Source organism: Pseudoalteromonas sp. J2K-J979, assembly GCF_058169715.2.
The window spans coordinates 135,178-150,125 of the sequence record NZ_CM200282.1; the positions used below are offsets into that span (position 1 = coordinate 135,178).

At 41.8% G+C, this 14,948-nt stretch carries 10 protein-coding genes; 4 read left to right on the plus strand and 6 right to left on the minus strand.

The features are described from left to right. Positions 1–18: 18 nt before the first annotated feature. The 6 genes from AC3KVK_RS17115 to AC3KVK_RS17140 form a co-directional block, all read right to left on the minus strand. Positions 19–2,499 (minus strand): glycogen/starch/alpha-glucan phosphorylase, encoded by a 2,481-nt coding sequence (locus tag AC3KVK_RS17115; protein ID WP_490310448.1) that lies wholly within the window; start codon positions 2,497–2,499, stop codon positions 19–21. Next, positions 2,486–4,585 carry a glycogen debranching protein GlgX gene (gene glgX / locus AC3KVK_RS17120; protein ID WP_490310447.1) on the minus strand — a complete coding sequence of 700 codons (2,100 nt, stop codon included), beginning with the start codon at positions 4,583–4,585 and terminating at the stop codon, positions 2,486–2,488. The genes AC3KVK_RS17115 and glgX overlap by 14 nt, the downstream gene beginning before the upstream one ends. Then, a complete protein-coding gene (glgB, locus tag AC3KVK_RS17125) occupies positions 4,585–6,822 on the minus strand; it encodes a 1,4-alpha-glucan branching protein GlgB (protein WP_490310446.1) in 2,238 nt (745 codons plus the stop codon). The genes glgX and glgB overlap by 1 nt, the downstream gene beginning before the upstream one ends. Further along, a complete protein-coding gene (gene malQ / locus AC3KVK_RS17130) occupies positions 6,819–8,861 on the minus strand; it encodes a 4-alpha-glucanotransferase (protein ID WP_490310445.1) in 2,043 nt (680 codons plus the stop codon). Before malQ ends, glgB begins: the two co-directional genes overlap by 4 nt. 20 nt (positions 8,862–8,881) lie before the next feature. Beyond that, positions 8,882–9,181, minus strand: coding sequence for an isoamylase early set domain-containing protein (locus AC3KVK_RS17135; RefSeq protein ID WP_490310444.1), 300 nt, complete (start codon positions 9,179–9,181; stop codon positions 8,882–8,884). 511 nt (positions 9,182–9,692) lie between these two features. After that, the gene (locus tag AC3KVK_RS17140; RefSeq protein ID WP_490310443.1) at positions 9,693–10,121 is read right to left on the minus strand and encodes an Lrp/AsnC family transcriptional regulator; all 429 of its coding nucleotides are present in this window, start codon (positions 10,119–10,121) and stop codon (positions 9,693–9,695) included. A 194-nt stretch (positions 10,122–10,315) separates the two neighbouring features. On the opposite strand from AC3KVK_RS17140, the gene AC3KVK_RS17145 reads away from it, so the two are divergent. The 4 genes from AC3KVK_RS17145 to AC3KVK_RS17160 all read left to right on the plus strand — a co-directional run bounded on the left by AC3KVK_RS17145 (position 10,316) and on the right by AC3KVK_RS17160 (position 14,941). Next, positions 10,316–11,521, plus strand: coding sequence for an aspartate aminotransferase family protein (locus AC3KVK_RS17145; RefSeq protein ID WP_490310442.1), 1,206 nt, complete (start codon positions 10,316–10,318; stop codon positions 11,519–11,521). A gap of 45 nt (positions 11,522–11,566) precedes the next feature. Then, positions 11,567–12,589: an arginine N-succinyltransferase gene (gene astA, locus AC3KVK_RS17150; RefSeq protein ID WP_490310441.1), complete on the plus strand. Its 1,023-nt coding sequence runs from the start codon at positions 11,567–11,569 to the stop codon at positions 12,587–12,589. 8 nt (positions 12,590–12,597) lie between these two features. Next, entirely contained in the window at positions 12,598–14,070 is a 1,473-nt protein-coding gene (astD, locus tag AC3KVK_RS17155; protein WP_490310440.1) for a succinylglutamate-semialdehyde dehydrogenase, read from the plus strand. 67 nt (positions 14,071–14,137) lie between these two features. Next, a complete protein-coding gene (locus AC3KVK_RS17160; RefSeq protein ID WP_490310439.1) occupies positions 14,138–14,941 on the plus strand; it encodes a DUF1338 domain-containing protein in 804 nt (267 codons plus the stop codon). Positions 14,942–14,948: the final 7 nt, after the last annotated feature.

Sequence of the window (14,948 nt, forward strand, 5' to 3'; positions counted from 1 at the left end):
ACTTCTCCATAAGTACTATTACTGTTGCGCTAATTGCCAGATTTCTTGGCTGTATTGTAAAATGGTGCGATCACTCGAAAATTCACCGCTTGCGGCAGTATTCAAAATACTCAATCGTGTCCAATATTCTTTATCTTGGTAAGCCAATTCGACCTTGTGTTGCGCCTCAATATAGCTTTCAAAGTCATAGGCGACTAACCATTGATCATGCGGATCTCGGATCGAATCAATAATAGGTTGAAATAATCCAGGTTCAAACAAGTTGAAATGACCACTTTCTAGTAATGCCATGACTTCTTTTAGCGCTGAATTCGATTCAATGATATCAGCTGGATTATAATCACGACGGATTGCTTCTAGTTCATCACTTTTGGCGCCAAATAAGAAGAAATTCTCTTCGCCAACAGCTTCTCTAATTTCAATATTAGCTCCATCAAGAGTACCGATTGTGATAGCGCCGTTCATCATAAATTTCATATTGCCCGTACCTGACGCTTCTTTGCCTGTTGTCGATATTTGCTCCGATAAATCGGTCGCAGGGCAAATCACTTCCATCGCACTGACATTATAATTAGGTAAAAAGGCGACTCTTAAGTAAGGCTTGGCTAATGGGTCATTATTGATTGCTTCAGCTACATTATTAAATAATTTAATGATCAACTTGGCCATAAAGTAACCCGGAGCCGCTTTTCCTCCTAGTAACACACATCGAGGGGTGAGATTATCAGTGTCCCCCTTACGAACACGTTCATATAAATAAATGACATGAAGAATGTTCAACAATTGACGCTTATATTCGTGGATCCGTTTCACTTGTACATCGAACATCATCGAAATATCAAACTCAACGCCACAGGTTTCTTTGACTAAGTCGACTAATTTTTGTTTATTGCTTTGTTTAACACTGAGCCACTGTTTTTGAAAACTTTTATCATCGTAATAACGTCTGATTTTTTCAATATCAGCAAAATTAGCGACCCATTGATCACCAATTTTTGAGCCGATCAATTTGGCCAGCTCTGGATTACAGTGCGATAACCATCGACGTGGGGTCACGCCATTGGTTTTATTGTTAAACTTCTCAGGCCATAATTGATAAAATTCATTAAAAAGCCCGCCAGTTAATAGCTCTGTATGTAACGCCGCCACGCCATTTACCGAGAAACTACCAACGATAGCAAGATACGCCATGCGAACTTGAGGGTGCTCACCTTCTTCAATAAGGGACATAGAGCGCTGCTTTTGCATGTCTCCTGGCCACTTGCACGCGACTTCGGTTAAGAAACGTGCATTGATCTCAAAGATAATTTCGAGCAATCGCGGCAGCAGACGCGAAAACAAACTCACCGACCACTTTTCAAGCGCTTCAGGTAACAAAGTATGGTTTGTGTAAGCCATGGTTTTCGTGGTGAGCGTCCAAGCTGTATTCCAATCTAAATCATACTCATCAACAAATAAGCGCATCAGCTCTGCCACTGCAATACTCGGATGCGTATCGTTTAATTGGAATACGTTATATTGAGCAAATTCACTAAAATCTTCGCCATGTGTCGCGACCCAATTTGCCAACAAATCCTGTAAACTGGCCGATGATAAAAAGTATTGCTGGCGTAGCCTGAGTTCTTTGCCGTTTTCACTAGAATCATTTGGGTATAACACCATAGTGATTTGTTCAGCGAGATTTTTACGAGCCACCGCCTCGGTATAACTTCCTGCATTAAACTCTGATAAATTAAATTCATCAGTGGCTTCAGACTTCCATAACCTAAGTGTATTGACGACGTCATTTTTATACCCAGGTACTGGTACATCGTAAGGTACGGCTAGCACATCTTGCGTATTCACCCATTGGTGATGTTTACGGCCTTGTTTGTCTAAATAGACTTCAACGTGACCGAAAAACTTCACTCTACGGGTATTTTCAGGTGCCGTTATTTCCCACGGATGCCCTTCTCGCAACCAGTTATCAGGATGCTCTACCTGATGTCCATGTTCAATACTTTGATTAAACATACCGTATTCGTAACGGATCCCATAGCCGATAACCGGTAAACCCAATGTGGCGCAGCTATCTAAAAAACAAGCAGCTAAACGGCCTAGGCCACCATTCCCAAGTCCAGCATCATGTTCAACCTCAGCGACTTCTTCTAAAGTGGTGCAATATTCTTGTACTGCATGTCGGACATTTTCTTCCAAGTCCAAGTTTAAAACTGCATTGCCTAATGCACGGCCCATTAAAAACTCAAGAGACAAATAAGCCACTTGTCGGGTTGGACTTGATTGGCGTTGTTGACGAGTTGAGCGACAACGCTCGACTAATCGATCTCTAATCGTTAGTGCTAGGGCATGGTAAAGATATAACCGAGACTCACCGACCATATCCCTGCCTAGGGTGTAATAAAAGTGACGAGTTAGATCTTCTTGCAGTGTGCTTTCATCAATAAGTGGCCCTTCTTGCCAACTCTTAACTGTGCAGACTTTATTTTCAGATTGTGCCATTGACATGTTCCTGTATAACAGCAGACAAAACCCAACAGCTTTTGGCTGAGACCGCGATTGTGTCAGATGAGGTATAATCAGCACGTATTTCATTCGCAGCTGTTGTGGTACACAAGAGCTGCCAAGATTGAATAGATTCTCGTGCTGGTAAGTTAAAAAATTGTGTATCATTAGATGCATTAAACAAAATCAGTAATGCATCTTGTTGTTTAAGATGAGGACGTGGTTCAATTAAATAACCAAGTTGCTGATTCAATTCATTGGTCCAGTCTTGCGCTTTCATCGCTTCACCATGCAAACTTAACCACGTTAGTGCAAAGTCCACATCGTTATGATGCAAAAAGTCTTGTTTTTTATAGACACTAAACCGTTCGCGAATGTTGATTAATTGCTTGATAAATACACTGAGTGAATGAGTACGTGTGTCTGGCTCAAACGTCAGCCAATTTATATCGTTATCTTGGCAATAGGCATTGTTGTTACCTCGTTGGCTATGGCCCATTTCAGAACCCGCTGCTAACATAGGGACACCTTGAGATAGAAAAAGCGATAACAATAAGTTCTTTTGTTGCTGTAATCGCATCGCTAGAATATCAATATCGTCTGTCGGCCCCTCTTCCCCATAGTTGGCAGAATAGTTTTCACTGTGCCCATCTTTATTGGCTTCGCCATTATCAAGGTTATGTTTATTCTCATAAGTGACCAAATCGGCCAAAGTAAAGCCATCATGAGCAGTTATAAAATTGATACTCGCACTGGGGCCACGTCCATTATGTTCAAACAAGTCATTAGAACCATGTAAACGCTGAGCAAATTCAGGTAATAAACCCACATCTCCACGCCAAAAACGACGCATTGTATCGCGGTATTTATCGTTCCACTCTCGCCATGCAATTGGAAAGCCGCCCAACTGGTATCCTCCAGGGCCAATATCCCAAGGCTCAGCAATCAATTTGACCTGACTTAAAGTAGGATCTTGGTTTATGGCTTGAAAGAATGCATGACGCGTTTTAAAACCTGAATATTGACGGCCTAAAATTGGAGCCAAATCGAACCGAAAGCCATCAACCCCCATCACTTGTACCCAGTAACGCAAACTATCGAGTATCAGTTGTAACACCCGTGGGTGATTAATATTAATGGTATTGCCACACCCTGTATCGTTAATATAATTGCGTGGGTTTTGTGTATCAAGGCGGTAATAGTTGCTGTTATCTAACCCACGATAACTCAAGGTCGGGCCAAAACTATTTCCTTCAGCTGTATGGTTATAAACGACATCGATAATCACTTCGATATTATGTTGATGTAGCGTTTTGACCATTGATTGAAATTCGCTTACATCATTATCAACAAGGTATTCACGGTGTGGTGTAAAAAAGTTAAGGGTGTTGTAACCCCAATAATTACTTAATTGTTTATCGACTAGAAATCGTTCACTAATAAATGAATGGCAAGGTAGTAACTCAATCGTGGTCACTCCTAAAGATTTAAGGTGCTCAATAAATACCGGCTCGGCAAGCCCTAAAAATTTGCCACGATTAATCGAACTAATGAGCGGGTGCTGGATCGTCGCTCCTCGTACATGGCACTCATAAATTACCGTATCTTGCCAACTGATCGCGGGCCTGATGCCATCGTAAGGTTTAATTTCAATCACTTGAGATTTTGGCGTATCAGAAGCACTATCGAGCTCACTGACAAGCGAGTTTTCAACTAACGGTTCGGGTAACTCAACACAGTGCAAGTTTGACCAATTGAACTCCCCGTGCAAACAACGGGCGTAAGGATCAATCAATAATTTTTGCGGATTAAAACGATGTCCCAACTCCGGCATGTAAGGGCCATGGACACGATAACCGTATAACAAGCCTGCTTTAGCACCGCAAACTAGGCCATGCCAAATATGCTGCTCGCCTTTGACTAAAGGTAAACGAGCTATTTCACTGTGGCCACTTGCGTCAAATAAACACAATTCAACTCGCGTTGCATGAGCAGAAAAAACCGCAAAATTAACTCCTTGCGAACAAAGTGTTGAGCCTAAGGGGTAAGGCTTACCCGCACTAAATTCAAACACATTACTCATTAAGCTTCCTTAATTAGGTAAACAGTCGCCAAAGGAGAGATATCCATTTCTATACTGTTTTGATGCCCTTGCCAAGCCACGTTATCGGCTCTATAAAGAGAGCTTGGGGCAAACCCTGAACCGCCAAAATCCACATCATCGGTATCGAGCAAAACGCGATAGTTACCAGGTTCGGGTACACCAAGGCGATAAGTTTGATAGCTCGCAGGAGTCATATTACTGATCACAATCACTGGTGATTGACTGAGTTTGCCATACCGAATAAAACTAAAGATACTTTGTTCGCTATTTTGACCATCTAACCAGGCAAACCCACTGGGGTGATTATCTTTTTCATATAAAGCGGGTGTTGCACGATAAATACGATTTAAACGCGCGATTAACTGTTGCATGCCTTTATGCGGGGCAAACTCAAGTAAGTGCCAATCTAAAGATGAATCATGATCCCATTCATTATATTGCGCAAACTCCCCTCCCATAAATAACAACTTCTTGCCTGGGTGACTCCACATATAGGCATAAAAGGCACGTAAATTCGCAAATTTTTGCCATTCATCACCTGGCATTTTATTAATTAATGACCCTTTTCCATGCACCACTTCATCATGGCTCAGCGGTAACACATAATTTTCGCTGAACGCATACACTAACGAAAAGGTCATTTCATTATGATGATGTTTTCTATAAAGCGGATCACGTTGCATATAATGAAGTGAATCATTCATCCATCCCATATTCCACTTATAACCAAAGCCCAAACCACCATGTTCAGTGAATTGAGTGACACCAGGCCAAGCGGTCGACTCTTCTGCAACCATCATAATCCCCGGGTGGCGCTGATAACTGCGTTGGTTCACTTGTTTTAATACTTCAATAGCCCCTAAATTCTCACGTCCTCCATGATGATTTGGGATCCACTCACCATCTTGACGGCTGTAATCGAGGTATAACATCGACGCAACCGCATCAACCCGCAGTCCATCAATTGCAAAATTATCGTACCAATACATGGCATTCGACAGTAAAAAGCTTTGTACTTCGGCACGGTCATAATTATAAATATGAGTATGCCAATCAGGATGATAACCTTGACGTTTATCAGCATGTTCAAATAAATGTGACCCGTCAAATTTAGCTAAACCATGTGGATCACTCGGAAAATGTCCGGGTACCCAGTCAATTAATAAACCGATGTTTTCTTTATGACATGCATCAACAAAATGCGAAAAATCCTTCAATGTGCCAAAGCGACTGGTTGGAGCAAACAAGCCCACAGGTTGATAGCCCCAAGAGCCATCAAATGGAAATTCGCTAATGGGCATTAATTGTATGTGGGTAAATCCCAATGATTTCACATAAGGCACAAGTTGCAGTGCTAACTCTTGATAACTCAAATAACGGTTATTTTCTTCTGGAACACGCATCCAAGAACCCGCATGCACTTCATAAATACTAATTGGCGCATCAATCGCATTTCGCTGCTGTTTCCGCGCTTGTTCTTGCACATGTTGTTTAGCTGTTTTTTTAGCACTGAACATCCCTTTGTCTGGGATGACCGACGCTGTTTGTGGCGGTAATTCCATAGCAAAAGCAAAAGGGTCTGCTTTTTCTAACCGATCCCCTTGAGCCGTAACCAGACTAAATTTATACGCTTGTCCGGCTTGTAACTGAGGGACAAAAATCTCCCAAACACCCGATGCGGGGTGCTTACGCATAAAGTGCCGGCTCACCTGCCAATCATTAAACTCACCAATTACACTGACACTTTGTGCATTTGGTGCCCAGACCGTAAAGCGCACACCTTCAACATGGTTGCTGCCTGTGTGCCAATGTGCCCCTAGATGCAAATATGCTTGCTCAAGCGAGCCCTCATTAAATAAATACATCGCTTGTAAATCTAATGTACTGCTAAAGCTGTATTCATCAGGTTGCACATACGTGGCAAGCGGATACTCAATACTCAATTGATAATCTGTCGAAAAATCTGTCGCCGCTAAGGTGAGTATAAATAAGGCACTGCCTCCAACTCGGGTATATTCAAACCGTTGCTGTTTAGCCACATAACAAACGGTGATTGCTCCGGGAAGATAAGCACGTAATTGATACGTACCATCGGATAATTGATGTGGTCCTAAAAATGAAAACGGATCATGAAAAAGCCCCTGCGATAATGCTTCTATTTGCTGTGCAAATAGCGGTGGTTTGACCGATGAAGTGACTAACGTTGCTTCTTTCATTTAAAATCCCTTAACTTTGGCAATGATGCTAAAAGTTGGTTGTTACTTAAAAGTTGGTCGATGTCGAGTTGTAACCGTCTGCGCCAGTTTGGGTACTCTTTATCAGTACCCGGAATATTCACAGGTAAATCACAATTATCTAAGTCATCCAACTGAATTGTAAATAGTTTTACAGGCGACTGCGCCAATAAGGTAACCAGTGCAGTGTAGATTGCTAGATGATCATCATCTAAAGACAATTCACTATTTGTCTGCTCTGAATGTAACCACTCGATTAGCCGTTGTCGTTCTTGCTGACGTGTTTTTTCGGCGAGTTCCTGGGAGCTAGCTGAATCAAATAAACCGAGTTGGGCACGTAAAGTTAAGTCATCACTGTGCCACCAAGCACGAAATGTCGGCACATCATGATTAGCTATCATCAACAATGCATGCGCCTTTAAATCGTCCCGACGCGTAAATTGCCCCTGATGATTTTTTTCGAAGTAAAATAATATGTTCGAATAAACTTCGCCATCGCTGAGTGCTTGTGAAATTTCAGGTGGCACAATCCCTAAATCTTCCCCAATGACTGCACATTGGTTTAGTTGGCTTTCTAACTTCAAAATCGCCAACAACTGCTCAAATGGGTAATAGACATAACAACCCTTTCCTTGGTGTTCCCCCGCTAATAAACACCACCATAATCTCAGTAAGCTCATTACATGATCGATTCTTAATGCACCACAATGACGCATATTGGCACGCATTAAAGAAATGAAATGCTGATATTGACTGGCTTTCAATTGTTGAGGATCCATTGGCGGCAATCCCCAGTTTTGCCCGTGTTCTGCCCAAGGATCGGGTGGCGCACCAATACTCACCCCTTGATTGAATAAAGCAGGTTGGCTTATTGCTTCATTACCATCAGCTGCGCAGCCGACAGCCAAATCTCGGATCAAACCAATTTTCATCCCAAGTGCTTGGCATAATTGCTGAGCATCTTCAAGCTGGGTAGAGGCGAGCCATTGTAAGTAAAATGTGAAATGATGATTTTGATACGCGTGATCTGGCAAATTATCACTTTGCCAACAAGCATAGCGATTTAATGCCGTTTTATGAGTGTGACAAAACGCGTCAAAAGCACGCTGACGCTCATCACTCCCGCTGAGCTCAAACTGTTTGTACATTAACTTAAATAACGTTGTTTTAGCGGCAAAAACTTGTTTATAGTCGATGTAATTGGCTTGTTTCTCTTGCCGTAAACTGTGCTGAAACTGTGGATCTGTATAAAATGCTTGTGCTTGGTCATTATCAATAAAGTCCTCACAGCTTTGCACATCGATGTAGAGTGGATTTAAACACAGTCTGTCATTAGGGCTGTACGGACTTGCTCGCTCAACATCATTATCAAAAAGCGCATGCAATGGATTGAGTAAAATATACTGAGCGCCCATGCACGCCACTTGTCTGATAATTTGCTTCAGATCATGAAAATCTCCAATACCCAAATTTCTGCGCGTTCGAATGCTATAAAGCTGTAACGACAACCCCCATAATTTATTTACTTGTTGGCAAAAAGCAGTCGATGGATAAACGATTAATTGAGCAGTCGCATGCTGAGTTTGGCATTGCACGCGACATTCAAAATAGCCTAAAGGCAAATTACCTAAATAAACTTCATGGGCCGTATAACGCTGATCTTGATAAACATAATCACCACAAATTGTCTCTTCAGTGCTACATGTTTCACCAGAGGCGATGAGATGCTGCTCGTGATCGAGCACTTGCCATAAAATTGTCTGACCCAAAAATTGTGGGGGTAACTTAACTGTCACTAGGCCTTTATTTTGTAAACAAAAGACCGTTTTTTCCACCAATTCAAACCAAGGCGCAACATCCAGCTGATGGTTTATTTCCCCCAAAGGGACTGATCCCTCGGGCAACATAGTTTTTAAGACCGCTTCTCTGAGTGGTTGCTCAAAGGTTATTTCTTCACCGCTGTAGCCATGATACTTCAGGCCGACACCATGTAAATATAATGATTGTTCAATTACGTCCATAGATTATCTCAACCTGCAACTTAACATTGCACAGTCGAGACAACACTATTTTCGCTACCAAATGAATTGGGCAAATACGCGTCAGCCTGTTGGTCATTTTCCCATGTTTCTTCATTAATCAGGTAGCGGAAATGAAATTGCTGTTCAAGGGGTAAGCGCACTTTAGTGCGATAGACTTTTTCTTTTTTAACAAACTTCATTGGCACAGGCTGCCAATCGTTAAACTCAGCCACCAAGGCGACTTTATTTGCATCTGAGGCACTTATTTCAAAAGTGACTTCAGCTTCTGCTTTTGTTTTGAAAAAACGCTTAGTTAACATTGTCAGGCTCCTAATAGACAAACAGCTTTATTCCTTGCTACAAAAACCATTTGATACCACAACACACTAGGCTGATGTAAGCACAATAACCGCAAAATGATTGGTGTCATTTAACCACAGGATTATTTACGCAACATGACAGTGCATAAATTTATTCTTTCGCACCAAGGTAGTGCGTACTGGGTTAAAAAAACCATAAAATCAATCGCTCAATAAGCAGTGAGCAATTTTTGCACCAAAAATGTAGCCTTATATAGGGACAATGTAAATCTGATTTACTATGCTAAATTAATATAATAAATATTATTAATAGAAACATTTATATATTTAATGTAATGACCGCAATAATGATTTTACATCTGTTACGTAAATGTTTTTCTATGGTTTTAAAACATAAAAATAAACCAGTTAACTAGCATTAAAACAAAAACTTAAAAATAAAAATGGCCATAACGCCACTCTCAGCTTTTTCGCAACAAAGATAAAATTAAAACAATTAAATTTTATAAATCTAGCGTTTAAATTTTGTTTCTAGAATAACCGATGAGTTCGTACGCTCAACGCCATCTAAGTTACCGATATCATCAAGAATTTTACTTAATTGTTCGAGTGATTGAGCTTGCACAATCGCAATTAAATCGTGCTCACCGCTAATAGCATAAAGTGCACTTATCTGGCTAAGCTGCTTGAGTTCTAGATTGGTCTTTGTGGTTAGTTTTTGCTTTACCTTGATAGACACATGCGCAGCCACTTGTTCGCTGAGATATTGATTTCCATACTCTAAAACATAGCCCTTTATTACCCCTGTTTGTTCTAAGCGACTGATGCGATTTTGTACAGTTGAACGAGAAACGCCCAAGGCGCGGGCTAAATCAGAAATACTCATTCGCGCATTTGTTCGTAGTAAAGAAAGTAAGGTTTGATCGTTCTCACTTATCATAATGAAAGCCAAATTGGTTATTTTGATAAATAATACTATCAAAACTTACAATTTGGCACTGCACTTTGACATAAACAGGCCTGATAATGAATAAATAACAATAATGCTGTGTTTGAGGTGCCCGTCATGCATTTTAGTATGAACAAAAACCGTCCAACCTCAACCTTCTCTTAGACAACAAAAAGGTAATATATATGCAAGTCACACGCGCTCTATTTGATGATGTTATGGTTCCAAATTATGCTCCTTCAGCAGTTATCCCTGTCAAGGGGAGCGGCTCTCGTGTTTGGGATCAAAACGGCAAAGAGTTTATCGATTTTGCCGGTGGTATTGCCGTTAATTGCTTAGGTCATTGTCACCCAGCGTTAGTTCACGCATTAAAAGAGCAAGGCGAGAAGATTTGGCATTTATCGAATGTCATGACCAATGAGCCGGCACTGCGTCTTGCAAAAAAAATCACTGATGCAACATTTGCAGATAAGGTTTACTTTGCAAACTCAGGCGCTGAAGCCAATGAAGCAGCTTTAAAATTAGCCCGCCGTTATGCACTTGACGTTTATGGTGCAGAAAAAACACATATTATCGCTTTCAATAAAGGCTTCCACGGCCGCACATTTTTTACTGTCACCGTTGGTGGCCAAGCGGCCTACTCTGATGGTTTTGGTCCAAAGCCAGCTGATATTTCACATTGTGATTATAACGACTTAGCCGCATTTGAAGCCTTGATCAGTGATAAAACATGCGCCGTGATGATGGAGCCTTTACAAGGTGAAGGTGGCATCATTTCTCCGAGCTCTGAGTTTATTCAAGCAGTCAGAGCATTATGTACAAAACATAATGCTTTATTGATTTTTGATGAGGTTCAAACAGGCGTTGGTCGTACGGGTGACCTATATGCCTATCAAGGGCTGAATGTCACCCCTGATATTTTAACGACTGCTAAAGCCTTGGGTGGTGGTTTTCCTATTGGTGCAATGATCACCACCACTGCAATTGCGGCTCATTTAAAAGTGGGCACTCATGGTTCGACATACGGTGGTAACCCGCTAGCATGTGCTGTTGCAGAAGCCGCTTTTGATACAGTGAATACACAAGAAGTATTAGAAGGCGTGAAAGAGCGTGAACAAATGTTCCGTGATGGATTCGCACGAATCAATGAAAAATATAATGTATTCAGTGAAATACGTGGTAAAGGTCTGTTACTAGGCGCAGTTTTGAATACTGATTATGCAGGACGAGCGCGTGATTTCCTTGTTGCATCAACTGAGCAAGGCTTAATGAGCTTAGTGGCTGGAACAGACGTCGTACGCTTTACTCCTTCACTTGTGATCCCTAAAGAAGACATTATTGAAGGCCTAGCACGCTTTGAAAAAGCAGTCGCACACGTAGTAAATGGCTAATCGTGTGGGTGGCGTATCGCCACCCATTTTAATAAGAGTCAAATAATGCAAGTAATTCGCCCCATAAAACAGACTGATTTTGCAGCACTAAAGCAAATAGCCATCGACTCAGGTCATGGGTTTACCTCACTCCCTGTGAATGATGACATCCTATTGAATAAAATTACCCGCTCTGAAGAAAGCTTTAAACAAGCTGTAACCAGCCCGGGAGATCAAGGTTACTTGTTTGTACTCGAAGATTGCAAAACAAATAAAATCATTGGCACCACAGCAATTGAAGCATCCGTTGGTTTATCTGTACCTCTTTACCATTATCACCGTGGTAAAACAGTCCATCATTCGCCCACTCTGAATGTGTACAATACTGTCGAAACATTGACTATGTGTAACGATTACACCGGTGCAAGCGAAATTTGTACATTGTTTCTTCACGAAGACTACCGAAAAGGGCATGCAGGACGCCTGCTGTCTCGCATTCGATTCTTGTTCATGGCTGATCACCCCGAACGCTTTTCTGATACAGTCATCGCCGAAATGCGAGGTGTGTCTGATAAAGACGGTCATTCGCCTTTTTGGCAGTGGTTACAAGAACATTTTTTCAGTATTGATTTCCCAACAGCCGATCACCTAATAGGCGTCGGAAATAAAGTATTTATTTCCGAATTGATGCCCAAATTTCCTATCTATGCCAATTTACTCAGCCACGAAGCACAGGCAGTAATAGGCCAAGTGCATGCTAAGACAAAACCAGCATTACGATTACTCGAAAAAGAAGGGTTTGAGCATCGCGGTTATGTTGATCTTTTTGATGCAGGGCCCACTGTCGAAGCCAAACTTAATAATATTAAAACGGTCAGAGATTCTATCGTCGCCCCCATTCAAATCGCAGACGTTGAAACAGCATGTGCCTATGCTGTGTGTAATCATGGCATTGAAGATTTTCGAGCGACCGTCAGCAATCACGTCCAATATGATGCACATGCCCACACACTATTTGTATCTGCAGCAATTGCCGATGCATTGAATCTTTCCTCTGGCGATCTTGTTCGCTTTTGCAAATTTAACTAGGAGCCAGTATGAATTTTCCGATCCAATTTATAAACAATCAATGGGTTGAAGGCCTCGGTCCTCATTTTCAATCACTCAACCCAGCCAATGGCGAAGTATTATGGCAAGGTGCAGGTGCTAACGCAGAGCAAGTTAATCAAGCTATTTCTGCTGCTCGTCATGCTTTTTATCAGTGGTCAGACACCTCATTTGAGCATCGAGTGACTATCTTTGAAGCATTTGCAGAACAGCTAAAGGCGAACACCGAAACGCTGGCTATCATCATAGCCAAAGAGACCGGAAAACCACTTTGGGAAACCCGTACTGAAGTTGGGGCAATGATTGGTAAAGTGGCTATTTCTATCCGCGCAAATCAAGAGCGTACAGGCATCGTCGAAAATCCAATGCCAGGTGCAAAAGCTTTTATTCGTCACAAGCCACATGGTGTAGTCGCGGTATTTGGCCCGTATAACTTCCCGGGTCATTTACCGAATGGCCATATTGTACCGGCCCTATTAGCTGGTAATACGGTGGTATTTAAGCCCTCTGAAATGACGCCGATGGTTGCTGAGTTTACCGTTCAACTTTGGCAAAAAGCGGGATTACCAGCTGGCGTATTAAATCTGGTACAAGGTGAGCTTGAAACAGGTAAAGCACTGGCGGGTAATTCCGAAATTGATGGTTTGTTCTTTACGGGCAGTTCAAATACAGGTCACTTACTTCATCGACAGTTTGCAGGTCACCCTGGTAAAATTTTAGCCTTAGAAATGGGTGGTAATAACCCGCTCATTATCAAGGATGTGGCTGATATAAATGCTGCGGTACACGATATTATCCAATCTGCATTTGTGACTTCAGGTCAGCGGTGTACCTGTTCACGTCGCATTTTCATAGCGAACGATGCAAATGGTGACCAAATTTTAGCGAAATTAATTTCAGCTACCCATGACATACTAATTGGTGATTCGTTTGCCGAGCCCCAACCTTTTATGGGATCCATGATTTCTGAGAAAGCAGCGCTAGGCATGCTCGCGGCACAAAAAGAAATTCAAGTATTGGGTGGACAATCACTGATCGAAATGCGCCATCTTCAGGCGGGTACCGGCTTTGTTACACCAGGGATCATTGATGTGACATCTGTTACTAATTTACCTGATGAAGAGCATTTTGGTCCTTTATTGAAAGTCTACCGTTACACTGACTTCGACCATGCTATTAACGAAGCGAACAACACGTCATTTGGTTTATCGGCGGGATTATTAGCTGATGCTCAATCTGATTATGATCATTTTTTCAAACGTATTCGTGCAGGTATTGTTAATTGGAATCGTCCCATCACAGGCGCCTCTAGTGCGGCCCCTTTTGGTGGGATTGGAGCCAGTGGCAATCACCGAGCAAGTGCGTTTTATGCTGCTGATTACTGTGCTTACCCCGTTTCGTCGGTTGAAGCACCGTCAGTGACTTTACCCACTAACCTTGCGCCGGGTTTAACACTAGAATAATAGCCACGCTATTAAATAATTAACAATCAGGTAGGTGCTCCCTACCTTATTTAAAAGGTTTTATATTATGCATAACGATGTAAACGCTTTATTTGACAATCTATGGCAAAATTATTTAGCGGTCACCCCTTCTGCAGTCAAAGTACATCAACTACTCGGCTCAACTCAGCAAGACGACATAATTAATGATCACATTGCACTGCGTACTTTCAACATTGAAAAAGTCGGCTTAGAAAAACTCGCAGCTCATTTTTTAGCCGTAGGTTATAAAGAGTGTGGTGAATACCATTTTGAAGCGAAAAAACTGTATGCGAAACATTTTGAACACAGTGATCCAAAGCAACCTAAAGTGTTCATCTCTGAGTTATTAATAGACCAATGCTCTGCTGAACTGCAAGCAATCGTTCATGGCATGGTTGATCAAATCGACGAGCAAGCGGTCGCTGCTGATAACTTTTTATATTCAGGAACCCATTGGCAGGTTGATTCAAAAACTTATCAATCACTGCTAGCTGAAAGCGAATACGCGGCGTGGATGTCAGCATGGGGCTATCGTGCTAACCATTTTACAGTGAATATCAATGAGCTTACTAATTTTTCGACAATTGAAAGTGTAAATGATGCTCTTAAACAAGCTGGATTTTCACTCAATACTTCTGGCGGCGAGATAAAAGGTTCACCCGAGGTATTACTAGAGCAATCTTCTACCCTTGCTGATGATTATGATGTGCAATTTAGTGACCAATCAATGTCTGTACCGAGTTGTTTTTATGAGTTTGCATTACGTTATCCGATGGCCAATGGTGAACTTTATACGGGCTTTGTTGCTGCCTCTGCGGATAAAATTTTTGAGAGCACCAACGCTCGCTAACCCACTT

Excerpts from the sequence above, each read along its gene's own strand:
- AC3KVK_RS17115 (WP_490310448.1), bottom strand. The coding sequence starts at position 2,499 with ATGGCACAATCTGAAAATAAAGTCTGCACAGTTAAGAGTTGGCAAGAA.
- glgX (WP_490310447.1), bottom strand. The coding sequence starts at position 4,585 with ATGAGTAATGTGTTTGAATTTAGTGCGGGTAAGCCTTACCCCTTAGGC.
- glgB (WP_490310446.1), bottom strand. The coding sequence starts at position 6,822 with ATGAAAGAAGCAACGTTAGTCACTTCATCGGTCAAACCACCGCTATTT.
- malQ (WP_490310445.1), bottom strand. The coding sequence starts at position 8,861 with ATGGACGTAATTGAACAATCATTATATTTACATGGTGTCGGCCTGAAG.
- AC3KVK_RS17135 (WP_490310444.1), bottom strand. The coding sequence starts at position 9,181 with ATGTTAACTAAGCGTTTTTTCAAAACAAAAGCAGAAGCTGAAGTCACT.
- AC3KVK_RS17140 (WP_490310443.1), bottom strand. The coding sequence starts at position 10,121 with ATGATAAGTGAGAACGATCAAACCTTACTTTCTTTACTACGAACAAAT.
- AC3KVK_RS17145 (WP_490310442.1), top strand. The coding sequence starts at position 10,316 with ATGCAAGTCACACGCGCTCTATTTGATGATGTTATGGTTCCAAATTAT.
- astA (WP_490310441.1), top strand. The coding sequence starts at position 11,567 with ATGCAAGTAATTCGCCCCATAAAACAGACTGATTTTGCAGCACTAAAG.
- astD (WP_490310440.1), top strand. The coding sequence starts at position 12,598 with ATGAATTTTCCGATCCAATTTATAAACAATCAATGGGTTGAAGGCCTC.
- AC3KVK_RS17160 (WP_490310439.1), top strand. The coding sequence starts at position 14,138 with ATGCATAACGATGTAAACGCTTTATTTGACAATCTATGGCAAAATTAT.